General features: G+C 71.6%; 21 protein-coding genes and 2 riboswitches. Of the genes, 4 read left to right on the top strand and 17 right to left on the bottom strand.

The genetic code is table 11. The features are described 5' to 3' along the window. Nucleotides 1–156 precede the first annotated feature (156 nt). The 4 genes from BJ982_RS08845 to BJ982_RS08830 form a co-directional block, all read right to left on the bottom strand. Nucleotides 157–489, bottom strand: coding sequence for a histone-like nucleoid-structuring protein Lsr2 (locus BJ982_RS08845; protein ID WP_184878242.1), 333 nt, complete (start codon nt 487–489; stop codon nt 157–159). Nucleotides 490–608: 119 nt separating this feature from the next. Then, nucleotides 609–752 (bottom strand): hypothetical protein, encoded by a 144-nt coding sequence (locus BJ982_RS08840; RefSeq protein WP_184878240.1) that lies wholly within the window; start codon nt 750–752, stop codon nt 609–611. A 1,148-nt stretch (nt 753–1,900) separates the two neighbouring features. Continuing rightward, a complete protein-coding gene (locus BJ982_RS40315) occupies nt 1,901–3,316 on the bottom strand; it encodes an RDD family protein (RefSeq protein ID WP_184878237.1) in 1,416 nt (471 codons plus the stop codon). 88 nt (nt 3,317–3,404) lie between these two features. After that, nucleotides 3,405–3,977 (bottom strand): amino-acid N-acetyltransferase, encoded by a 573-nt coding sequence (locus tag BJ982_RS08830; protein WP_184878235.1) that lies wholly within the window; start codon nt 3,975–3,977, stop codon nt 3,405–3,407. Between the two features lie 382 nt (nt 3,978–4,359). Next, nucleotides 4,360–4,553: riboswitch (cyclic di-AMP (ydaO/yuaA leader) on the top strand. Nucleotides 4,554–4,558: 5 nt separating this feature from the next. On the opposite strand from BJ982_RS08830, the gene BJ982_RS08825 reads away from it, so the two are divergent. Beyond that, nucleotides 4,559–5,632, top strand: a complete 1,074-nt coding sequence (locus BJ982_RS08825) for a C40 family peptidase (RefSeq protein ID WP_184878232.1) — start codon at nt 4,559–4,561, stop codon at nt 5,630–5,632. 42 nt (nt 5,633–5,674) lie between these two features. Here the strand turns inward: BJ982_RS08825 and BJ982_RS08820 are convergent, their stop codons facing one another. The 5 genes from BJ982_RS08820 to BJ982_RS08800 all read right to left on the bottom strand — a co-directional run bounded on the left by BJ982_RS08820 (nt 5,675) and on the right by BJ982_RS08800 (nt 11,824). After that, nucleotides 5,675–5,866 carry a helix-turn-helix domain-containing protein gene (locus BJ982_RS08820; protein ID WP_307784623.1) on the bottom strand — a complete coding sequence of 64 codons (192 nt, stop codon included), beginning with the start codon at nt 5,864–5,866 and terminating at the stop codon, nt 5,675–5,677. A 689-nt stretch (nt 5,867–6,555) separates the two neighbouring features. Next, the gene (locus BJ982_RS08815; protein ID WP_184878229.1) at nt 6,556–7,338 is read right to left on the bottom strand and encodes a type III pantothenate kinase; all 783 of its coding nucleotides are present in this window, start codon (nt 7,336–7,338) and stop codon (nt 6,556–6,558) included. After that, nucleotides 7,338–9,878 (bottom strand): L-aspartate oxidase, encoded by a 2,541-nt coding sequence (locus tag BJ982_RS08810; RefSeq protein ID WP_184878226.1) that lies wholly within the window; start codon nt 9,876–9,878, stop codon nt 7,338–7,340. Before BJ982_RS08810 ends, BJ982_RS08815 begins: the two co-directional genes overlap by 1 nt. Before the next feature lie 124 nt (nt 9,879–10,002). Beyond that, nucleotides 10,003–10,890: a pantoate--beta-alanine ligase gene (gene panC / locus BJ982_RS08805; protein ID WP_184878223.1), complete on the bottom strand. Its 888-nt coding sequence runs from the start codon at nt 10,888–10,890 to the stop codon at nt 10,003–10,005. Between the two features lie 43 nt (nt 10,891–10,933). After that, on the bottom strand, nt 10,934–11,824 hold the full coding sequence (locus BJ982_RS08800) for a Rossmann-like and DUF2520 domain-containing protein (protein ID WP_184878221.1): 891 nt from the start codon (nt 11,822–11,824) through the stop codon (nt 10,934–10,936). Nucleotides 11,825–11,981: 157 nt separating this feature from the next. Between BJ982_RS08800 and BJ982_RS08795 the strand changes: the two genes are divergently transcribed. Then, on the top strand, nt 11,982–12,941 hold the full coding sequence (locus BJ982_RS08795; protein WP_307784624.1) for an SAM-dependent methyltransferase: 960 nt from the start codon (nt 11,982–11,984) through the stop codon (nt 12,939–12,941). An 84-nt stretch (nt 12,942–13,025) separates the two neighbouring features. Here BJ982_RS08795 and BJ982_RS40310 read toward each other — a convergent pair whose 3' ends face one another. Then, nucleotides 13,026–14,225: a cytochrome P450 gene (locus BJ982_RS40310; RefSeq protein WP_184878218.1), complete on the bottom strand. Its 1,200-nt coding sequence runs from the start codon at nt 14,223–14,225 to the stop codon at nt 13,026–13,028. A 73-nt stretch (nt 14,226–14,298) separates the two neighbouring features. Beyond that, nucleotides 14,299–15,066, bottom strand: a complete 768-nt coding sequence (locus tag BJ982_RS08785; RefSeq protein ID WP_184878215.1) for a TerC family protein — start codon at nt 15,064–15,066, stop codon at nt 14,299–14,301. A 164-nt stretch (nt 15,067–15,230) separates the two neighbouring features. Next, a riboswitch (SAM riboswitch) is annotated at nt 15,231–15,346 on the top strand. Nucleotides 15,347–15,396: 50 nt separating this feature from the next. Here BJ982_RS08785 and BJ982_RS08780 point away from each other — a divergent pair. Continuing rightward, nucleotides 15,397–16,737 (top strand): aminotransferase class V-fold PLP-dependent enzyme, encoded by a 1,341-nt coding sequence (locus BJ982_RS08780; RefSeq protein WP_260413739.1) that lies wholly within the window; start codon nt 15,397–15,399, stop codon nt 16,735–16,737. Between the two features lie 18 nt (nt 16,738–16,755). Then, complete coding sequence (locus BJ982_RS08775; RefSeq protein WP_184878212.1) at nt 16,756–17,928, top strand: NADH-quinone oxidoreductase subunit D; 1,173 nt, start codon at nt 16,756–16,758, stop codon at nt 17,926–17,928. Nucleotides 17,929–18,080: 152 nt separating this feature from the next. On the opposite strand, the gene BJ982_RS08770 is transcribed toward BJ982_RS08775, so the two are convergent. From BJ982_RS08770 to folE, 6 genes are all read right to left on the bottom strand, one after another. Beyond that, the gene (locus tag BJ982_RS08770) at nt 18,081–18,539 is read right to left on the bottom strand and encodes a DUF3180 domain-containing protein (RefSeq protein ID WP_184878209.1); all 459 of its coding nucleotides are present in this window, start codon (nt 18,537–18,539) and stop codon (nt 18,081–18,083) included. A 148-nt stretch (nt 18,540–18,687) separates the two neighbouring features. Next, complete coding sequence (gene folK, locus BJ982_RS08765) at nt 18,688–19,194, bottom strand: 2-amino-4-hydroxy-6-hydroxymethyldihydropteridine diphosphokinase (RefSeq protein WP_184878206.1); 507 nt, start codon at nt 19,192–19,194, stop codon at nt 18,688–18,690. After that, a complete protein-coding gene (folB, locus tag BJ982_RS08760; RefSeq protein WP_184878203.1) occupies nt 19,191–19,556 on the bottom strand; it encodes a dihydroneopterin aldolase in 366 nt (121 codons plus the stop codon). The genes folK and folB overlap by 4 nt, the downstream gene beginning before the upstream one ends. Nucleotides 19,557–19,665: 109 nt before the next feature. Then, the gene (locus BJ982_RS08755; protein WP_184878201.1) at nt 19,666–20,103 is read right to left on the bottom strand and encodes a nuclear transport factor 2 family protein; all 438 of its coding nucleotides are present in this window, start codon (nt 20,101–20,103) and stop codon (nt 19,666–19,668) included. Then, nucleotides 20,100–20,951 (bottom strand): dihydropteroate synthase, encoded by an 852-nt coding sequence (gene folP / locus BJ982_RS08750; protein ID WP_239122925.1) that lies wholly within the window; start codon nt 20,949–20,951, stop codon nt 20,100–20,102. The genes BJ982_RS08755 and folP overlap by 4 nt, the downstream gene beginning before the upstream one ends. Before the next feature lie 155 nt (nt 20,952–21,106). After that, nucleotides 21,107–21,694: a GTP cyclohydrolase I FolE gene (gene folE / locus BJ982_RS08745; protein ID WP_184878198.1), complete on the bottom strand. Its 588-nt coding sequence runs from the start codon at nt 21,692–21,694 to the stop codon at nt 21,107–21,109.

Here is a 21,694-nt window from a genome sequence, read left to right as displayed (position 1 = left end):
TTCCCGCTACGCCGGAAGCGAACGACGTTTAACATCACGGATATCCGTGGGCCCCTGGAGCACGCGCCGGACGATCACTCTCAGGGTTAACACGATCATGCGGCCATGGCGGTGATTGGCCGATCACCGCCATGGCCGACTGATCGCAAACAGCCGTCAGTGTGCCGCTTCGTACTGCTCCACCACGGAGGAGGCAATACGACCGCGCTCACTCACGGAGATGCCGTGGGCCTTGGCCCAGGCCCGGATCTCCGAACTCTTTTCCCTCGAAGGCCGCTGCCCGCCACCACGCTTACGGCCCCGCGCCGGTGCGGCCTCGGCCTTACGGGCACCGGAGACGAAAGCGGACAGCGCGTCGCGCAGCTTCTTGGCGTTCTCGTCGCTCAGGTCTATCTCGTAGGCGGAGCCATCAATCGCGAAGGAGACAGTCTGATTGGCCTCGCCGCCATCGAGGTCGTCGATGAGTATCTTCTGGATCTGCGTGGCCATCTGGCAATCCTTTCGCAGAGCATTGTTCGATTCGCCAGCTAAACATATACCCACAAACCCTTGTTGACAATTCAAGAGCCGTGTCGATTGAAGGGAAGGCGGGCCGGGCCCCACGAGGGTCAGCCGGAAGGCTCGGACTTCTCCTGTGGTTCCGCCGCCTCCCGCCGGCCCGCGGCTTCGGAACGCATCAGCTTGACGACGGCTGCGATGACCACCGCAGCGACTACGCCGGGCGGTATCAAGGCGGACAATACATCGCTCATTGATCCTCGCTCCACGCGGGGGGCGGGCATTCACCTGTCCCCTACGCTAATTGTCACACGGTGCCCCGTGGTCCTGTGCCACGGTCGCCTGATCGGGGAGTCAGGATCCGACTCTATCCCCACAGGAGGTCAGGGCAGGTTGCGGGGCGGCGCCCAAAGCCTCCCGAAGGACCGTTCCAGGGCTTTCCCGATCTCGTCAGCCGTCTTACCGGATGCCCGCGTAATGACGATCCCCTGAAAACAGGCACACCGCGCCCGCGACACGCCCGCCCGCGCCGATAATGCCGATCCCGTCGAGGATCCATGACGACAACGGCGCCGGCGGTCGTACCGCGCGGCGCCGGAGGCGGCCGCTTGTCCGTTCTTTAGCACCCCCGCCGCGAGGGCGAAGTGAGTCCGGCCATCCGCGCATGGGAATGCTGCGGAGAAGCGCCGCCACGCGGAAGTCGGCGGGGCGCTTCACGTCGCCGGGGAATCGTGCGGGCGCCGCCGCCGATCCCGGCAAGACGGATCTTCATCACCTTCTTCCCGGAGCCGGGGGGCCCGTGGAATGCGACGCATAGTCGTAGGCGGTATGCGCGCCGAACGCAATGGCGCCGCCGCAGGGCGCGCGCCGCGCGATCGGACGCGATCGGGCGCCGCCTTTCCGGCGGGGAATCGCGGGGGAGAAGTAAGGCCGGCGGGCGTCAGGGCCGGCCGCAGGAGGGCACGGTGGCTTCCGGGAACGTGGCCCTCGACGGGCCGCGCGGCGATCCGCCGCGCCTTTGTGCTACGGAAGCGGGTGCGATGGCGGCACCCGCGGGAGGGGACAGGAGGCCTCGGGTACGGGGGCGGCCACACGGGAAGCCCTGAGGGGCTCCGTAGGCCTGTCGGGGGGATAAGTGGGGCACGTTGGGGTGACCGGCCGGCGGGGACGGTTCTGCGGTCATCTCATCGCCTTTCGCGGCAAGCGAAGGTGTTTCTGGTTCGTGCAAGGTCCTATCGCACATACAGGTCTGTCCGTTACCGATTCGCCAAGCCAGGCATCACGATTCGGGGACGGACACCTGTACCCGGCGCTCCCGCGGCACTTCCCTGAAGATCTCCGGACATGCGTCGGGGCCGGAGGACGCGCCTCCGGCCCCGGACGTGATCCGCTTGCCCGACTCTTACTTGACCTTGATCACGATCGTGTTCGCGAACTTGTCGTGCAGGCACTGCTGCAACGGCTTGTCCCAGAGCTGCCACAGGACGTTCACGAGGGCGAAGATGCTGGTGAGCCAGCCGACGACGGGGATCCACCGGATGAGCTGCGGGCCCATCAGGACGATCGCCCGCTTGCCGACGACATCGGTGCCGAGCCGCGAGTCCACCGCGCCGCCCACCGGGACGACCTTGATGCCCATGGCGATCTTGCCCAGCGTCTGGCCGCGCTGCTTGAGCATGAGGAACTCGTACGCCACGTAGGCGGCGCCGACGAGGATCGCGCTCACCAGCGTGGCGACGAACACGCCGCTCTCCACGACCGAGAGGCCCGTGGAGGGGTCGACCGACGCGCTGGTGACCAGGATCGCGGTGACGATGGCGCTGAGGATGAAGGTGGGGATCGCCAGGATCACGCCGTCGATGATGCGGGCGACGAGCCGCTGCCACCACTCGGCCAGGGGAGCCGGCGCGCCCGGGGGAACCGCGCCCGCCACGCCGTAAGGCTGCTGGTAGCCACCCGAGGTCTGCGGGTAGCCCGGCTGGCCGTACCCCGGGGAGGAGTAACCGGGCTGCTGGCCGTAACCGGGCTGGGCGTACTGCGCCTGCTGGCCGTACCCCTGCTCGCCGTAGCCCTGCTGGGCCTGGCCGTACTGACCCTGCTGCCCGTAATCCTGGCCCTGCTGCCCGTACTGGGACTGCTGGCCGTAAGCCTGCTGCCCCTGCTGGCTCTGCTGCTGGCCGTAGCCCTGCTCGCCGTAGCCCTGCTGCTGGCCGTAACCCTGCTGGCTCTGCTGCTGGCCGTAGCCCTGCTCGCCGTAGCCCTGCTGCTGGCCGTACTGGGACTGCTGGCCGTAACCCTGCTGGCCCTGCTGGCCCTGCTGGCCCTGCTGCCCGTACTGCGCCTGCTGGCCATAACCCTGCTGCTGGCCGTAACCCTGGTCGCCGTAGCCCTGCTGGCCGGACTGACCGTACGACTGCTGCTGGTCATAGCCCTGCTGCTGGCCGTACCCCTGGTCGCCGTAGCCCGAGCTCGCCTGGGACTGCCCGTACCCCTGCTGCCCGTAGCCCTGCTGCTGGCCGTACTGCTGGCCCGAGCTCTGCTGGCCGTATCCCTGCTCGCCGTAGCCCTGCTGGGCCTGGCCGTACTGCGACTGCCCGTAACCCTGCTGGCCGTAGGACTGCTGACCGTATTGGCTGGATTGGTTGGACTGGCTGGACTGGTTGGGGTGTTCCGACGTCGGCTGGGGACGGTGGACGACCGTCACCTCCGGATCGGCGCCGGGGAGCGACCGATCTGCGTTGTGCTGCCCATACGGGGAGCCGGAGGACTCGTTGCCCCCCGGCTCATCGCGTGGGTACGGCGGCTGTCCGGTGCTCACCGTGTCACCTCACTTCGGCTTCGCATGCGACATATGTAAGACACGCATGCTGTGGTGTTGCCCAACGTAGCGACAGCGGCATCAACAGTCACCTTTCCACCGGGTCACCACGCTGGTCAGAGCGTGGGACCAAATGGAGAAGCATGCGCGTGTTGCCGAGGGTGTTGGGCTTGACATGTTCAAGATCGAGAAACTCGGCTACGCCCTCATCGTAGGAGTCGAGCAACTCGGCGTACACCTCAGGAGAGACCGGAGTGCCCTGGATCGGGATGAACCCATGCTTGGCGAAGAATTCCACCTCGAATGTCAGGCAGAACACCCGCCGCAACCCGAGTTCGCGCGCCGCCTCGATGAGCGCGGAGACGATCATATGCCCGATGCCCAGGCCGCGGCAGGAGTCGTCGACCGCGACGGTGCGGATCTCGGCGAGATCCTCCCAGAGGACATGGAGGGCGCCGCAGCCCACCACCACGCCGTCCCGCTCGGCCACCCAGAACTCCTGGACGTCCTCATAAAGGGTGGCGGTCGATTTGCGCAGCAGACGGGGGCCGTCGCCGGAGTACGCGTCGACCAGGCGCCTGATGCGCCGGACGTCGGGCGTGCGGGCGCGTCGCACCACGAGCGTGCCGCCGGACGGCACGAACTCCACGACCTGCTCCATGAAGCGCCAGCGTATCCGCCCCGGCGAGCGGCCCGGCTGCCGCGCCGTTCCGCCGCCGCACATAACGGACGGTCCGAAACCGGGGACGCGTGCGCACTCAGGTGGCCGGAGGTGAGGTTGCGCACACTTGATGTCCATGGGGTCCACCAGGGCATCGTTTGAGGTTCCGCACAGTCGCCCACCTGCGGGCGCCGTCGCCAAGGCGAGGGCAAAGTGCCGTAAACGCACGGTAAAGTGGGTCGGTCAGCGGTTCGAGCGTGATCGTCCTGTGACACCTCAGTTGTGAAAGCTCAACAGAATCCGCAGTTCTGGTTGAGCAGGAACCCGCGCTGCACTAGTGTCCAGCGTCGATGCCGGTCATCGCCCCCGCGATGGCCGCGCCGCCTAATCCCGGCCGCGTCCCCGTGCGGCAGGGAGCCGGGGACCCAACCGGCGCACGGGCCCCGACCGTGCGAGCCGTTGTTCCTGGGGTGAATCCGAGAGGGAGGCATGGAGTTCTCCATGATCGCGAACTCGGTAGGGCTGCTCCGGCCCGAACCCGTCAGCTAACCCGGTAAGCGGCCGAGGAGAGGAGCTCGTTGGTGCAGCCTAGGCGCACGCCTGGAAAGAGTGCGGGCAGGCACGCCCGCCCCCGCGAACACACGACGCGTGCCCGGCTCGCCGGCGCGATCCCCAGGCGGCTGCCACGCCGCATCGCGCTCATCGCCACCGCCCTGACGGTGCTCACCTTCGGCTCCCCGCTCGTGGCGGCGACCGCCGAGCCCAAACCGAGCCTCACCCAGCTCAAGAAGCAGGTCGAGGACCTGTACAACCAGATCGAGTCGCTCACCGAGCAGTACAACGGCCAGAAGGAGCGGCTCAAGCAGGCCCAGCGCTCGGCGGACCTGGCGAAGAAGACGCTCACCAAGAGCCAGGCCGACCTTGAGGAGAAGCGCCGCAGGGCGGGCCTGCTCGCCCAGGACGCCTACATGACCGGCGGGGTGGGCTCCTCCCTGGCCCTGGCCATGTCCGGCGATCCTGACGGCTATCTGGACCGCGCGGCGACCACCTACGCCCTGCAGTTGCAACAGGGCGAGGAGGTCGCGCAGATCACCAAGGCCATGCAGATCGCCGAGCGCGCGAAGGCGGGCGCCAAGGCGCGCGAGGCCGAGGTCAAGAAGCTGGTGTCCAGCCTGTCCACCCAGCGCGACAAGATCCGTGGTCTGATCGCCAAGACCGAGAGCTCGCTGTTCAAGCGCGCCCTCGCGCAGGCCGGCCAGCCGGGCGGCAGGGCCACCCGCATCGACATCCCGATCCCGGGGACCGGCAAGGCCGCCGAGGCCACCAAGTGGGCGCTGACCCAGCAGCTCAGGCCGTACGTCTGGGGCGCCGCCGGCCCGAGCACCTTCGACTGCTCCGGCCTGGTGATGTGGGCCTACCAGAAGGTGGGCATCAGCCTGCCGCACTACACCGGCGACCAGTGGACCGCGGGCACCCACGTCTCGCGTGAGGATATGCGCCCGGGTGACCTGGTCTTCTTCTACAGCGACCTGCACCACGTCGGCATCTACATCGGCGGCGGCATGATGGTGCACGCCCCGCGCACAGGTGACGTGGTGAGGGTCGCCCCGCTCGGCAACCGTCCGTTCGCCGGGGCCGTGCGCATCGCCGACTGACACGGCGACGCGCGGGAACGCGGGCGGGCCGGCGACCGGGGGCTAGATCAGCCGCCGCCGCGCCGCCCAGGCCACGGCCTCGATGGCGGTGGCCACGCCGATGCGGTCGCAGATGCCCCGGAGGCGGCGCCGGACCGTCCTGCCGCTGACGTCCAGCCGCCGGCCGACACGGTCGACGGTGACGCCCTTGGCCAGTTCGGCGAGCAATAGAAGATCATCGTCGCTCAATCCCACGCCGTCTGATCCCGGGTGAATGTCATTCCCTCGGGAAACCAGATCCGGATACGCCATCGGGTGTCCTCCCCCACGACGAACTCGGCAACATACTCGAATGCTTCTAGCCCGCCCGTCAGGAACGGTAAACGCCACGTTCAAAGGTCGTCAAGCACCGGCCCCGCATAGTCGTTACCGCTACGATTGACATACCTGTGCATATGTGAACTACTCATGACATGTTCGCGAACCCATAGCCGCAGGCCGAGCCGCAAGACGATCATGGACGGCACCGGCGCCGGGACGCGGCGGAGACCCCGTGGCGCCGGTTCACGGCAGGTCGGCGGGCAGGACACCCCGGATCGCCCCATGCCAGGCATATAAGATCAACGCCTCTCCAGCCATAATTTCGCGTGAAATCACAGGCCCTTTCCCATCATTTTCGGCTGGACACGGCCGCGTGCGCGCGGTGTCACGGGGGCATTCCCGGCATGGGCCACGGGCGGCGTAATCTGCAGGCGGCGCCGCGGCGCGGCTGCGATATGGATCTCCGCCGGGCGGCCGGCCATCACGCGCGCGTCATCGGCACGCCGCGAACGGACTGGTCTTCGTTATCTGCGCGCGACCGACCGAAAGCGTCTTCGACGCGTCGAATCCCATGCGGGGCGCGCCCGGCCGCGCCGGAAGGCCGGGGCGCGTGGGGCGGAACGTCAGTTGGTGTTGCGGTTGTAGATCAGCCGCAGGCCGATGAGCGTCAGCCACGGCTCGTGCACGTCGATCGAACGGGCCTCGTCCACGACGGGAGAGGCGAGCGAGCCGGTGGCCACGACCGTGACGTCGTCGGGGTCGGCGGCCAGCTCGGGGGCCATGCGCTCGACGATGCCGTCCACCTGGCCGGCGAAGCCGTAGATGATGCCCGCCTGCAGGGCCTCCACGGTGTTCTTGGCGATCACCGAGCGGGGGCGCACCAGCTCCACCTTGTGAAGCTGCGCGCCCGCCGCGGCCAGGGCGTCCACGGAGATGTCGATCCCCGGGGCGGTGACGGACCCGACGTACTCGCCCTTGGCCGAAACCGCGTCGAAGGACGTCGCGGTGCCGAAGTCGACGATCACGCAGGGACCGCCGTAGAGGGTGATGGCGGCGAGCGCGTTGACGATGCGGTCGCTGCCGACCTCCTTGGGGTTGTCCATGCGCACCGGGACGCCGGTGCGCACGCCCGGCTCGACGATGACGGCGTTCACGTCGCCGTAATAACGCCGGCACATCTCGCGCATCTCGTTGAGCACGGACGGGACGGTGGAGCAGATGGCGATGCCGCTGATGTCGGCGCCCTTGAGCAGGGGGCTCTGGCCGAGCAGCCCCTGCAGGACGACCGCGATCTCGTCGGCGGTGCGCCGCGCGTCGGTGGCGAGGCGCCAGTGCTCGATGACCTCTTCGCCCTCGAAGAGTCCCAGCACGGTGTGGGTGTTGCCGACGTCGATCGTGAGCAGCATCAAGCCCCCCGAAGGTCCAGAGCGAGGTCGAGTGCGGGGGCGGAGTGGGTCAGAGCCCCCACGGCTAGGTAGTCAACACCGGTTTCGGCCACCTCACGCGCGGATTCCAGCGTGAGACCGCCGCTGGCCTCCAGGCGCGCCCTGCCGTCCACCAGGCGTACGGCCAGCGCCAGGTCCTCGACGGTGAAGTTGTCCAGCAGGATCTCCTCCGCCCCTTCCGCCAGCACGGGTTCGAGCTGGTCGATCCGGTCGATCTCCACCTCGATCGGCAGTCCGGGGTACGCCTGCCGTACCGCGCGGAACGCCTCGGCGACCCCACCCGCCGCCACCACGTGATTGTCCTTGATCAAGGCCGCGTCCGAAAGGGACATTCTGTGGTTGGTCCCGCCGCCGCACCTGACGGCGTACTTCTCCAGGGCGCGCAGCCCCGCGAGGGTCTTGCGGGTGTCCCGCACCCGGGCCTTGGCGCCGTCCACGGCCCGCACCCAGCGGTGGGTCAGCGTGGCGATCCCCGACAGGTGGGTGACCAGGTTGAGCGCGGTGCGCTCGGCGGTCAGCAGGTCGCGGGCCGGGCCGGTGACCGTCATCAGCACGTCGCCGCGCGCCACCCGCTCGCCGTCCTTCACGTGACGCTCGGCGCTCAGCCGTCCCGAGGAGGCGGCGGCGAACACGGCCTCGGCGACGGGCAGGCCGGCCACCACGCCGTCGGCGCGGGCCACGACGTCGGCGACGGCCGTCCTGCCGGCGGGGACGGTGGCGATCGTGGTGACGTCGCCCGCCTCCGCGAGGTCCTCGGCGAGGGCGGCGGCGACCACCGCGGCCACCGCCTCGGGGTCGAGGCCCGCCAGCGCGAGGTCGGCCTCCAGGTGCTCGCCGAGCGCGCTCGCCGCCCGGCCGTCGTCGTGCCGCCGATAGGTCATGGTCGGTCCTTCCTCGCCCAGGGTCACGTCCAGGTGCCCCAGCCATCGGGCGTCGTCTCGCTCGGGAAAATCCTCGCGCCAGTGGGAGCCGCGGGTCTCCTCGCGGGCGCCGGCCGCCGCGACGAGCGCGGTGGCCACGGTGAGCAGGTTGGTGGCCTCCCAGGCCTCCATGCAGGGTTCCACGGCCACCGGGGTCCAGCGGGCGTCCAGCAGGCCCCTGGCGACCTCCGACAGGCTCTCCGCGCCGCGCAGGACGCCCGCGCCCGCGCTCATCCGTCCCTGGACGCGCGCCCGCGCCCGGGGGTCGACGAGCCCGGAGGGGCGGCCGTCGTCCACCGGCTCGCCGGGGGCCCACCGCGTGGCGGCGAGGTCGGCCGCGATGCGCTCGGCGAAGACCAGGCCCTCCAGCAGGGAGTTGGAGGCGAGGCGGTTGGCCCCGTGCACGCCGGTGCAGGCGACCTCGCCGCAGGCGTACAGGCCGGGGACGCTGGTGCGGCCGTGCGGGTCGGTGAGGACGCCGCCGCTGGCGTAGTGGGCGGCGGGCGCGACGGGGATCGGCTCGTGGACGGGGTCGACGCCGTGCTCACGGCACACGGCGTAGATGGTCGGGAAGCGGGTGCGCCACATCTCCTCGCCGAAGTGCCGCGCGTCGAGGTGGACGTGCTCCGCGCCGGTCTCCAGCATCCTGCGCATGATCGCCTTGGCGACGACGTCGCGGGGCGCGAGCTCGGCGAGCTCGTGGACGCCGAGCATGAAGCGCTCGCCGGCGGCGTCGAGCAGGACCGCGCCCTCCCCGCGCACGGCCTCGGAGACGAGCGGCTGCTGGCCGGTGGCGTCGGGGCCGAGCCAGAGCACCGTGGGGTGGAACTGGACGAACTCCAGGTCGCGCACGACCGCGCCGGCGCGCAGGGCGAGCGCCACGCCGTCCCCGGTGGACACCAGCGGGTTGGTGGTGGCCGCGTAGACCTGGCCCATGCCTCCGGTGGCGAGGACGACGGCGTCCGCGCGGACCGCGCCCACGCCGTCGCGCGCGCCCTCGCCCATGACGTGCAGGGTGATCCCGCAGGCGGCGCCCGCGGCGTCCTTGAGCAGGTCGAGGACCAGGGCGTGCTCGATGATCTCGATACGGCCCGTGGCGCGCACGGCCTCGACCAGGGCGCGCTGGACCTCGGCGCCGGTGGCGTCCCCGCCGGCGTGGACGATGCGGTTGCGGTGGTGCCCGCCCTCCCGGGTGAGCTGGAGGTCGCCGGCGGGGTCCCTGTCGAAGCGGGCGCCGCGCGCCATGAGCCGCCGCAGCGCGGGCGGCCCCTCGGTGACGAGGGTACGGACGGCGGGCAGGTCGCACAGGCCGACGCCGGCGACGAGCGTGTCGTCGAGGTGCTCCTCCGGGGAGTCCGCCGGGTCGAGCACGGCGGCGATGCCGCCCTGGGCCCAGCGCGTGGATCCGGCGGAGAGCACGTCCTTGGTGACCACGAGGACCTTGGCGCCCGGGACCAGCTCGGCGTGGCGCAGGGCCACGGTGAGGCCCGCGACGCCGGACCCGACGACGACGACGTCGGCGCGCGCGGTCCAGCCGGGCGCGGGTGCGGTGAGCCGCCGGGGGATGGGCGGGTGGGACATGGGTACTCCCCTCATTTCGTCAAGATGACGATAAACCATGAGGCGAAGGTGGGGCGGAGAGGGGTGGGACGAACGGTGTTGTCGCAGGTGAGAGCCCAAGGTACCCGACCCGCCGCGCCTCCCGTTACGGGGCCAGGGTGAGCACCATGTTGTCGATCAGGCGGGTGGCGCCGACCCGTCCCGCCACGACGAGGACCGCCTCCCCCTGGTGCCCGTCGCCGACGGCGGCGAACGTCGCGGGATCGACCAGGCTGCAGTAGTCCAGCGCGAGCGGAGGCGCGGCCCCGGCGGCGGCGTCCAGGACGGCGTGCGCCGCGTGCAGGATGTCCTTGGGGCGCTTGTGCGCCGCGCCCTCGCGCAGCGCCGCCGACAGCGACAGGGCCGTGCCGCGGTCGGCCTCGGACAGGTAGCGGTTGCGGCTGGACAGGGCCAGCCCGTCGGGCTCGCGCACGGTCGGCGCGCCGACGATCGCGATCGGCAGGTTCAGGTCGGCGACCATGCGGCGGATCAGCGCGAGCTGCTGGGCGTCCTTCTGCCCGAACACGGCGACGTCCGGCGCGACCAGGTTGAAGAGCTTCAGCACGACCGTCAGCACGCCGTCGAAGTGGCCGGGGCGGAACGCGCCCTCCACGATCGTGCCCATCTGGCCGGCCGAGACGCCGACCTGGCGGTCGGGGAGGTACATCTCGCCGGCGGAGGGCGCGAAGACCACGCGCACGCCCTCGGCCGCGCACACCTCCAGGTCGGCGTCGAACGTCCGGGGATAGCGGGAGAGATCCTCGTTCGGCCCGAACTGGAGCGGGTTGACGAAGATGCTCACCGCGACGTGCTCGGCCCTCTCCCGCGCCAGGCGGATCAGCGCGCGGTGCCCCTCGTGCAGCGCGCCCATGGTCGGCACCAGGGCGAGGGCGCCCTGACCTCCCGGCCGCGCCGAGGCGCCGTCCGCGCCGATGCCGAGCGCGGCGCGGGCCGCGAGGAGCTCGGAGCGGTCATGCGCGACGATCACGTCCACGCGTCGCCTCCTCGGTACGCGGGCCGGGCGCCGGGCCCGGCCGTCATGTCCACGTGTTGCCGCCGAGCGCGTCGAGCAGCCGCTCGGCCGTCTCGGGTTTGAGCAGCCCGGCCGCGAGCGCGCGGTCGGCGGTGAGCCTGGCCAGGGCGATGTAGGCGTCGGCGGCCTCGGGCGCGGCGACGATCAGCGCGTCCACGTGCTTGCGCACCGTGCCCGCGTCGCCGCGCACGACCGGCCCGGTGAGCCCGGACAGGCCGAGGCGCAGCGCGTTGTCCAGGGCGGCGCCGAGCAGCGGGCCGAGCATGCGGCCCGGGTGCTCCACCCCGATCTTCCTCAGCAGTTCCTGGGACTCGGCGATCAGCGTGACCATGTGGTTGGCGGCCCCCGCCAGAGCCGCGTGGTAGAGCGGGCGGTCCTCGTCGGGGATCCACACCGGCTCGCCGCCCATCTCGATGACCAGGGCCTCGGCGACCGGCCTGAGCGCCTCGGGCGCGGTGACGCCGAACGAGCAGCCCTCGACGCGGCGCAGGTCGTCGTCCCTGCCGGTGAAGGTCATCACCGGGTGGAGCGCGAAGGGCACCGCGCCCGCGGCCGTCGCGGGGTCGAGCACGCCGAGCCCGTAGGCGCCGCTGGTGTGCACGAGCATCTTGCCGCGCAGGTCGGCGCCGGTCGTGGCGAGGCCGGAGACCAGGCCGGGCAGCACGTCGTCGGGCACGGTGAGCAGCACGAGCTCGGCGTCGCGGATGACGTCGTCCGGCCGGGAGAGGGGGACGCCGAGACGATCGGCGGCCCGGCGGCCCGAGGCCTCGGAGACCCCGGCCGCTCCCGTCACGTGGTGCCCGGCCTGGGCGAGCGCCGCGCCGAGCACCGAGCCCACCCGCCCGGCGCCGACGACGCCGACCGCGAGGCGCCCCGGGCGGTCGCTTGTCCGCATCACGTTCCCGTTCACGTTCGACGTATCAGCCTCAGACGCCCCAGCGTAACGGGCGCCTCTCCGATCACCGCCGCCCGGCTCCCCCGGCCGCGCCGTCCGGGCTCACCGGGCCGGTCGGCGGGCGGCGTCCTCCTTGGTAACGTCCGGTGCCGTGTGGGTGACCTGGCGGGAGGCCTTCCGGCGAGCGCTGTACGGCGAGGACGGGTTCTACATGCGGGAGCGGCCCTCGGGTCACTTCCGCACCTCGGTCGGCGCCTCGCCCGCGTTCGCCGCCGCGGTGCTGCGCCTGCTGATCCGGGTGGACGCCGGCCTCGGCCGTCCCGACCCGCTCGACCTGGCCGACGTCGGATCGGGTGACGGCGCGCTCGTGACCGAGGTGCTGCGCGCGGCCGAGCCCGCCCTCGCGCGGCGGCTGCGGGTGACGGCCGTCGATCTGTCCCCGCGCCCCGAGGGGTTGCCCGGGGCCGTCGCCTGGACGCCCGCGCTCCCGGAGGAGATCACCGGGCTGGTGTTCGCGAACGAGTGGCTGGACAACGTGCCGCTCGACGTCGCCGAGCAGACGCCCGAGGGGCCGCGGCTGGTCCTGGTCGATCCCGGGACGGGCGAGGAGCGGCTGGACGGCCCGCCGGAGGAGCGCGACCGGCGGTGGCTGGAGCGCTGGTGGCCGCTCGCCGCGACGGGCCTGCGCGCCGAGATCGGCAGGCCGCGCGACGAGGCGTGGGCGGGGGTGGTAGCCCGGCTGGCGCGGGGGCTCGCGGTGGCGGCCGATTATGCACACCCTGTGGATAACCGGCCGCCGTACGGCACGCTGACCGGGTACCGCGACGGGGCGTGTGTGCCGCCCATACCCGACGGATCCTGCGATATCACGGCACACGTGGCGCTGGACGCCTGCGCGGCGGCGGGCGAGCGAGCGGGCGCGATATCCACAACGTTGACCACGCAACGACACGCGCTGCGCGATCTCGGGGTCACCGGGCGGCGGCCGCCGCTGAGCCTCGCGGCCACCGATCCGGGCGGCTACCTGCGGGCGCTGGCGCGGGCGTCCCAGGAGGCCGAGCTGATCGACCCGGCGGGCCTCGGCGGCTTCGGCTGGCTCGCCCAGGGCAAGCCATGACCCACCGGCGTCCCGGGGCGTACCGCGACCGGCGCCCGGCCATGGCGCGGCCCGCGCCTCCCCGCGCCTTCGGCGACGCGAGGGTCAGATGGTGACCTTCAGGGACTCCAGGCCGCGGATGACGAAGTTGGGCTTCCAGGAGGGTTCCTCGGCGAGTTCGAGTCCGGGCGCCGCGGCGAGCAGGGCGCCGAACGACTCGATCAGCTCCACGCGGGCCAGCGGCGCGCCCAGGCAGAAGTGGATGCCTGCCCCGAACGAGATGTGCGGGTTGTCCTTGCGGCCCACGTCCAGCCGCTCGGGGTCGTCGAACACCTCGGGGTCGTGGTTGGCCGAGCCGAACAGCAGGGCCACCTCCGTCCCCTTGGGGATGTCCACCCCGCCGATGGTGACGTCCTGGAGCACCCACCGCTCGAACATCTGCAGCGGGGTGTCGTAGCGCATCAGCTCCTCCACCGCCGTGGGCAGCAGCGAGGGGTCGGCGCGCAGCCGCTCCAGCTCGGCGGGGTTGCGGAACAGCGCCCACCAGCCGTTGGCGGTGACGTTGACCGTGGCCTCGTGCCCGGCGTTCAGCAGCAGCACGCAGGTGCCGATGAGCTCCTCCTCGGTCAGCGTGTCCCCTTCGTCGGCAACCTGGGCCAGCGCGCTGATCAGGTCGTCGCCGGGGTCGGCGCGGCGGGCGGCGGCGAGCCCGGACAGGTAGTCCGAGAACTCCGACGCGGCACGCACCGCGGTGTGCTGTACCTCCGTCGAGGGGTTCAACTCGTACATGCCGCAGATGTCGGCCGACCACGGGCGCAGCAGGTGACGGTCGGACTCGGGCACGCCCAGCATCTCGGCGATCACCGTCACCGGCAGCGGCTCGGCCACCTCGCCGATCAGGTCGCCGCCGCCGCGCTCGACGAACGCGGCCACCAGCTCGCGGGCGACGCGCCGCACGCGGGGGCGCAGCTCCTCGACCATGCGAGGGGTGAACGCCTTGGAGACGAGGCGGCGCAGCCGTGTGTGGACGGGAGGCTCGACGTCCAGCATCCCGGCGCGGATGACGCGCCAGAACGGCTCCTGGAAGCCGGGCTCGGGCTCGCGGCCGAACTCCTCGTGCGAGGCCACGTGCAGGTATGAGCGGCCGAGCCTGCGGTCGCGCAGGGCGGCGTTGACGTCGCCGTGCCGGGCCACCAGCCACTGGCCGGTGGGCTCGAAGTAGCTGACCGGCGCGCGGTCGCGAAGCTCGCGGTACACGTCGTAGGGGTGCGCGACGAAGGCGGGGTTCCATGGGTCGAAGTGCACAAAGTCATCGTATGCACCGAAAGTCGAGCCGTTGCCCCGCCCGGGGGAACGCCCCCGGGCGGGGCCGCCGGTCTCAGCGCGCGGTGTCCGGTTCCGGGGACTCCTCGTGGCTTTCGCGCGGCTCCACCGGCCGCCGGCCCGCCTTCCTGCGCACCCGGATGTTCAGCAGCTCCACGATCAGCGAGAACGCCATCGCGAAGTAGATGTAGCCCTTGGAGATGTGCTGGTCGAAGCCCTCGGCGATCAGCACGACGCCGATCAGGACGAGGAAGGACAGCGCCAGCATCTTGATGCTCGGGTGCCGCTCGACGAACTCGCCGATCGGCCGCGCCGCTACGAGCATCACCAGGACCGCGACGATCACCGCGGCGATCATGACGCCCAGCTCGTCCACCATGCCCACCGCCGTGATCACCGAGTCCAGCGAGAACACGACGTCCAGCAGCATGATCTGCACGATCACCGCGCCGAAGGAGGCCGCGGCCCGCCCGCCGGAGTGGCCCGAGGAGCCCTCCATGCTGTCGCCGATCTCGTACACGCTCTTGCCCAGCAGGAACAGCCCGCCGAGGATCAAGATCAGATCTCGCCCCGATATGCCGTGCCCGAACACCTCGAACAGCGGTTCCGTCAGCCGGACGACCCACGACAGGCCGAGCAGCAGCGCCAGGCGGCTGAGCAGCGCCAGCGCGAGACCCAGCTTGCGCGCCCTGTCCCGCTGCTCGGCGGGAAGCTTCCCCGCCAGGATCGAGATGAAGATGATGTTGTCGATACCGAGAACGATCTCCAGGGCGACCAGGGTCAGGAACCCGATCCAGATCGTGGGGTCGGCGACCCAATCCATGCGAGTACTCCTCCAGCGGTGCACGAACGACGGCCCGCCCGGCGGGCGGACCGTTCCCTGTCCAACGCACGGGGGTTCACCAGAGTTCGCCCGGATCGCCACCCCTACACCGGGGTGTCAGAGGTTGCGAGGACGGCCGGGGCGTGGGTTATAGTCCCGGTGTAGGTCATGAGTGCCAGCGCCAAGCCCCGGCTCGCTGGCCGGCAACCCTCGCGCTCGCGGCGGGGTGCCCCGGGTGAAGACCAGGTCCGGCACGAGGTGTGCCGGGCAAGCGCGGGCTCCGTCGTCTCAACGCCATGACCGGGGGCCCCTGACCCGAGGAGGCCGGCGTTGTCCGTCGTCACCGACCTGACCACCCCTTCCAGCTCGTCCCCCGTTCCCTCCGGTGACCCGGAGTCCCCGCTCGGCGCGCGCTCCCGCATCCCCGCGGTGGTCGGCGCCGACCTGGAGGTCCCGGTCAAGGGCGGCAGGCTGGTCAGGTACGCCAACTTCGACTACGCCGCCAGCGCCCCCTGTCTGGAGCCGGTGAGCGCCGCCGTCGCCGCCGCGCTCCCGGCCTACTCCAGCGTGCACCGCGGCGCCGGGTACGCCTCCCAGCTCACCACCGCCCGCTACGAGCAGGCCCGCCACACCGTCCGGGCCTTCGCGGGCGCCCGCCCCGGCGACGCCGTGGTGTTCACCCGCAACACCACCGACGCGACGAACCTGCTGGCCCGCTGCCTGCCCGAGGGCACCACCGTCGTGGTCTTCGAGACCGAGCACCACGCGTCCCTGCTGCCCTGGGCCGACGCCGTGCGCCTCGCGCCGCCCGCCTTCCCCGGCGAGGCCGTGCGCGCCGCCGACGAGGCCCTCGCGGCCATCGACGGCCCCAAGCTGCTCGTCGTCACCGCCGCCTCCAACGTCACCGGCGAGCTGTGGCCGATCGCCGCGCTCGCGCACATCGCGCACCGGCACGGCGCCCGCGTCCTCGTCGACGCCGCGCAGCTCGTCCCGCACCGCAGGCTCAACCTGACCGCCCTCGACCTGGACTACGTCGCCTTCTCCGGGCACAAGCTGTACGCGCCGTTCGGGGCGGGCGTGCTGATCGGCCGTTCCGACTGGCTCACCGCCGCCGACCCGTACCTGCGGGGCGGGGGCGCCTCCAGGAACGTCGCCGGGGGCGCCGCGGAGGGCGCGCCGCTCGCCACCGAGTGGAGCGACGACGCCGAGCAGCGGCACGAGGCCGGCACCCCGAACGTCCTCGGCGCGGTCGCGCTGGCCGCCGCCTGCGACGCGCTGTCCGCCACCGGCTGGACCTCCCTGGTCAAGGAGGAGGAGCGCCTCATCGGCCTGCTGCGCGAGGGCCTCGCGAAGATCGACGGCGTGCACGAGCTCTCGCTGTGGGGCCCGGGGCACCCGCGCGTCGGCATCGTCTCGTTCGTGGTGGACGGCTGGAGCGCGCGGGAGGTCGCCGAGGCCCTGTCGTCGGAGTACGGCATCGGTGTCCGCGACGGCAGGTTCTGCGCCCACCCCTTCGTCCGCCACCTGCTCGGCGAGGCCGGGCGCCTCGACGACGGCACGTGCGCGGACGGCACCGCGGGCGCCGTGCGGGCCTCCATCGGCATCGGCACCACCGAGGAGCACGTGCGCCGCCTGGTCGCCGCCCTGACCGAACTTGTCTCCCGGCGGTGACGTGACAGCATGGGGTCTATGACCGGACCTCATGCCGCGGGAGGGCCCATCGAGCGGGTCGTGGGCATCGGCGCCGGGGCCAAGGAGCTCGCCACCGAGGACATGATCCTCAACATCGGGCCCCAGCACCCCTCGACCCACGGTGTGCTGCGTCTCCGGCTCACCGTGGACGGCGAGCGCATCGCCTCGGCGGAGCCGATCATCGGGTACATGCACCGGGGCGCCGAGAAGCTGTTCGAGGTGCGCGACTACCGGCAGATCATCGTGCTGGCCAACCGGCACGACTGGCTGTCGGCCTTCGCCAACGAGCTCGGCGTCGTGCTCGCCGTCGAGCGCATGCTCGGCATGGAGGTCCCGGTGCGGGCCGTCTGGGCGCGCACGCTGCTCGCCGAGCTGAACCGCGTGCTCAACCACCTGATGTTCCTCGGCTCCTATCCCCTGGAGCTCGGCGCGATCACGCCCATCTTCTACGCCTTCCGCGAGCGCGAGATGCTGCAGGCCGTGATGGAGGAGATCTCCGGCGGGCGCATGCACTACATGTTCAACCGGGTCGGCGGCCTCAAGGAGGACCTCCCGCACGGCTGGCTGGACCGGGTCGCCGCGACGGTCGGCGACACGCGCGGGCGGCTGTCCGACATCGAGAACCTGATCTACGGCAACGAGATCTTCCTCGCCCGCACCCGCGGCGTCGGCGTGCTCGACCGCGAGACGATCCTGCAGTACGGGGTGAGCGGGCCGATCGCCCGCGCCTCCGGCGTCGACCTGGACCTGCGCCGCGACGAGCCCTACCTCGCCTACGGCGAGCTGCCCGTGAAGGTGGCCACGCGCACGGCCGGCGACTGCCACGCCCGCTTCGAGGTGCTGCTCGACCAGGTCAAGCACTCCCTCGACCTCGCCGACGCCTGCGTCGACCGGCTGCGGTCGCTGCCGCCGGGGCCGATCAACCAGCGGCTGCCCAAGGTGCTCAAGGTGCCCGAGGGCCACACCTACGCCTGGACCGAGAGCCCGCTCGGGCTCAACGGCTACTACCTGGTGTCACGCGGCGAGAAGACGCCGTGGCGGCTCAAGCTGCGCAGCGCCTCCTACAACAACGTGCAGGTGCTCAGAGAGATGCTGCCCGGGCACCTCATCGCCGACATGGTGGCCATCCTCGGGTCGATGTTCTTCGTCGTCGGCGACATCGACAAGTGACCGTCCACCAGGCCCGGCGCGAACCGCAGGTTTAGACGTCCCGCTCCGGTGCAGAAGACCTGTGCGTAAAGGGACAGGGTGGAAGAGACAAGGGTGACTCCTTGCGGTGGCGGGGCCCGGTGGTGGTGCCGGGCCCCGTCGCATGCCCCGGCTCAGGAGCGCTTCTCGTCGTCCTCGGGGCCCTTCGGCACCCGGCAGCAGTGTTCGAGGAACAGGGCCGCGCAGACGAGCACGACGCAGGAGAGCAGCGACCCGCCGGCCAGGAAGAAGTCGCGCCGGGGGGTGTCCTGGTCCAGCAGCGGCATGACGTAGAACACGAAGCCCGCGAAGATCCCGGCGCACGCCGCCCCCACGTACGCCGACGCCTTGGCCAGGGCGGCCAGCCGGGCCACCGCGAGCGGCTCCACCGGCTTGGTGTCGGGTTTGCGCTGGATGCGGGCGCGGGTCATCCACCCGCTGTACGCCTCGCCGACGGCGAGCAGGAGCACCGTGGGGATGGCCGTCCACGGGACGGTCGGCAGGTCGGAGTAGACCTGCTGCAGCACGAGCCACGTCACCAGGGCGAACGCGACCACCAGCACGACGAGCACGCCGGGACGGCTCGGTCTCACGTGATCCTCCTCATCGTTGCCACCGGCACCCCGGCCTCCCCCGCGCGAAGCCCCCGGCGGACGGCCCTGGCGGCGTCATCGTGAGAGTAAAGCCCATCGAGGCGTGGCCTATTCCGGACACGGCACGCGCCGGTCCGGAGGGGGACGGTCAGCTGGGCGGCTGGAGCGCCAGGTCGGCGCGCAGGCGCACGCCCCCCTCGTCCAGGTCGGCGAGCAGCCCGGCCACCGAGCCGCGGCCGGGCAGCACCGCGCCCGGATCGGCCTGCGACCACGGCACCAGGACGAACGCCCGCTCGTGGGCCAAGGGATGCGGGAGCGTCAGCTCGGGGTCGTCGGAGAGCAGGTCGCCGACCATGATCAGATCGACGTCCAGCGTGCGCGGCCCCCACGGCTCGGTGCGCACCCGGCCGAACGCGCTCTCGACGCCGAGCGCGCGCTCCAGGATCGCCTTCGGGCCGAGCGTCATGGTGTTCGCGATCACCACGGCGTTGAGATAGGGACGCTGGTCCGGGGGACCCCCGACCGGGTCGGTCTCGTACACCGGGGACACCGCCACGAATTCGAGCCCGGGGGCGTCGAACAGCGCGTCGACGGCGCCCTGAAGCGTGTCGAAACGGCGGCCGACGTTGCTGCCGAGCGCCAGGACCACCTTCATCCGCGCCTCCTCCTGATCGTCACGACCACGTCGCCGAACGGGAGCGGGATCGGCGCCGCGGGCTTGTGCACGCTGACCTCGGCCGCCTCGACCGGCCCGCTCGCCAGGCACGCGTCCGCCAGGCGCGCGGCCAGGGTCTCGATGAGGTCGACCGGCTCCCCCTCGACGATGGCGGCCAGCCGGAGGGCCAGCTCGCCGTAGTCGACGGTCCTGGACAGATCGTCGGCGGCGGCCGCGGGGGCGGTGTCGAGGAACAACGTGACGTCCACCACGAACTCCTGGCCGAGCTCGCGCTCGGCGGGCAGGCAGCCGTGCCTGCCGCGCGCACGCAGCCCTACAAGGCTGATCGTGTCCCCACTCATGGAACCGCTCCCGTTCCGACGCGCCCCGGGACCTCCGGAGCAGCTTCCACGCTAACCAGGCCCGGGACGTGCTCGAACCCCGCCGCGTCCGCGCGGAGGCGGGCAGCGGTCATTCATCCGCCTGCTCGTCGTCGTCATCGGCCTGCAGGACGGGGGAACCGTGGTACACCCAGAGGCGCCAGCCCGCGGGGGTGCGGATGAAGGTGCTGGTCGCGACCACGCGGCCGGCGGCGAAGGTGGCGTCCTCGGTGTCGGCGGCGGTGAGGATGTTCTCGGCGCAGGACAGCACGGCGACGTCGCCCGCGACGGTGGTGCGGACGTCGGTCAGCACGAACTGGATGTAGGTGGTGTTGGCCATGATCAGCGCCCAGGAGCGCAGCACCTCGGCCCTGCCGGTGACCATCGACCAGCCGGGGTGGACGCACATCGCCACCCGGCCGTTCTCGTCCTCGGCCCAGATCTCGGTCATGCGGTCCAGGTCGCCGCTCTCGATGGCGGTGTAGAACGCCTCGTTGAGCTTCTCGATCTCAGCGGCTGTGGTGCTCATCGTCTACCGCCCTTCCAGGCCGCGGCGACGCGGACGGCGTCGGCGTTGGGACGCACATGGTGAACGCGAACACACCAGGCGCCGGCCTGGGCGGCGAGCGCCGTGACGGCCAAGGTGGCGTCGTCGCTGCCGCTGAAGGGCCTCGGCGTGCCGTCCGGGCCGGCCAGCAGGCGCCCGAGGAAGCGCTTGCGCGAGGCGCCGATGATGATCGGGTAGCCCAGCCGCCCCAGCTCGCCGATGCCCGAGAGCAAAGACCAGTCGTGCTCCGCCTTCTTGGCGAAGCCCAGGCCCGGATCGACGATGACCTGGTGCTCGGCGACCCCCTCGGCCAGCACGGAGTCGACCCGTTTGCGGAGCTCTTCGGTGACCTCGCCGACCACGTCGGAGTAGATCGCGCGCGTGTCCATGTCGTGGCTGTGGCCGCGCCAGTGCATGACGACGTAGGCGACGCCCGAGGCGGCCACCAGGCGCGGCATCGCCGGGTCGGCGAGGCCGCCGCTCACGTCGTTGACCAGGCGGGCCCCCGCGGCCACCGCGGCCTCGGCCACCTCGGCCCGCATCGTGTCGACGCTGACGACCACGCCCTGCTCGGCCAGGGCGCGGACCACCGGCTCGACCCGGCGCAGTTCCTCGTCCAGGGGGACGCGCGCGGCGCCGGGCCGGGTGGACTCGCCGCCGACGTCGACGATGTCGGCGCCCTGGGCGACCAGGTCGAGGCCGTGGCGCACCGCGACCTCGGGGTCGAACCACCGGCCGCCGTCGGAGAAGGAATCGGGGGTGACGTTGACCACGCCCATCACCAGGCAGCGCCCCGGGTCGGGCAGGCCCGGCACCGTCCATGTGGTCATGGCGTCCAGCCTAGGTGCTTCCCGATGACGATCTGCGCCATGGGTCCGGGTTGTGGATAACGAATCAGCCCGACTTGCGCGTGAGATCTCATATCCGGCGAAACCCGGCGCGCGTCGGTCGGCTGCTTCCCACCACCTGGCGCCGGGAACGCTCGTCAGCGGCGGCCGAGGATGAGTGCCATGGCCTCGGCGCGCGTCCTGTCGCTGTCGCGGAAGTCGCCGCGCACGGCCGAGGTGATGGTCTTGGCGCCCGGCTTGCGCACGCCGCGCATGGTCATGCACAGGTGCTCGGCCTCGATGACCACGATGACCCCCCGGGGCGCGAGGACGTCCATCAGCGCGTCGGCGATCTGGGAGGTCATGCGCTCCTGCACCTGGGGACGCCGGGCGTAGACGTCCACCAGCCTGGCCAGCTTGGACAGGCCGGTGATCTGGCCCTTGTCGTTCGGGACGTAGCCGACGTGCGCGACGCCGTGGAACGGCACGAGGTGGTGCTCGCAGGTCGAGAAGACCTCGATGTCCTTGACGAGCACCATCTCGTCGTGGTCGGCGTCGAAGACCGTGGTCAGGACGTCCTCGGGGGACTGCCCGAGCCCGGCGAACTGCTCGGCGTACGCGCGGGCGACCCGGGCGGGGGTGTCGACCAGGCCGTCCCGGTCCGGATCTTCACCGATCGCGAGAAGGATCTCGCGAACGGCCTTCTCGATCCGGCCCGAGTCGACCTTGAGTGGATCCACGCTCAC

Source organism: Sphaerisporangium siamense (genome assembly GCF_014205275.1).
Classification (GTDB): domain Bacteria; phylum Actinomycetota; class Actinomycetes; order Streptosporangiales; family Streptosporangiaceae; genus Sphaerisporangium; species Sphaerisporangium siamense.
The sequence above is the reverse complement of the archived record's forward strand: the minus strand, read 5'-3'. Positions and strand labels throughout refer to the sequence as shown.

Bases quoted from the DNA above. Each gene is read 5' to 3' on its own strand.
- BJ982_RS08800 (WP_184878221.1), bottom strand. From the start codon at position 11,824: ATGCGGACAAGCGACCGCCCGGGGCGCCTCGCGGTCGGCGTCGTCGGC.
- BJ982_RS08785 (WP_184878215.1), bottom strand. From the start codon at position 15,066: ATGGATTGGGTCGCCGACCCCACGATCTGGATCGGGTTCCTGACCCTG.
- BJ982_RS08755 (WP_184878201.1), bottom strand. From the start codon at position 20,103: ATGAGCACCACAGCCGCTGAGATCGAGAAGCTCAACGAGGCGTTCTAC.
- BJ982_RS08775 (WP_184878212.1), top strand. From the start codon at position 16,756: ATGACCGGACCTCATGCCGCGGGAGGGCCCATCGAGCGGGTCGTGGGC.
- folK (WP_184878206.1), bottom strand. From the start codon at position 19,194: ATGAAGGTGGTCCTGGCGCTCGGCAGCAACGTCGGCCGCCGTTTCGAC.
- BJ982_RS08830 (WP_184878235.1), bottom strand. From the start codon at position 3,977: ATGGAGCAGGTCGTGGAGTTCGTGCCGTCCGGCGGCACGCTCGTGGTG.
- BJ982_RS08845 (WP_184878242.1), bottom strand. From the start codon at position 489: ATGGCCACGCAGATCCAGAAGATACTCATCGACGACCTCGATGGCGGC.
- folB (WP_184878203.1), bottom strand. From the start codon at position 19,556: ATGAGTGGGGACACGATCAGCCTTGTAGGGCTGCGTGCGCGCGGCAGG.
- folP (WP_239122925.1), bottom strand. From the start codon at position 20,951: ATGACCACATGGACGGTGCCGGGCCTGCCCGACCCGGGGCGCTGCCTG.
- BJ982_RS08840 (WP_184878240.1), bottom strand. From the start codon at position 752: ATGAGCGATGTATTGTCCGCCTTGATACCGCCCGGCGTAGTCGCTGCG.
- BJ982_RS08815 (WP_184878229.1), bottom strand. From the start codon at position 7,338: ATGCTGCTCACGATCGACGTCGGCAACACCCACACCGTGCTGGGACTC.
- BJ982_RS08810 (WP_184878226.1), bottom strand. From the start codon at position 9,878: ATGTCCCACCCGCCCATCCCCCGGCGGCTCACCGCACCCGCGCCCGGC.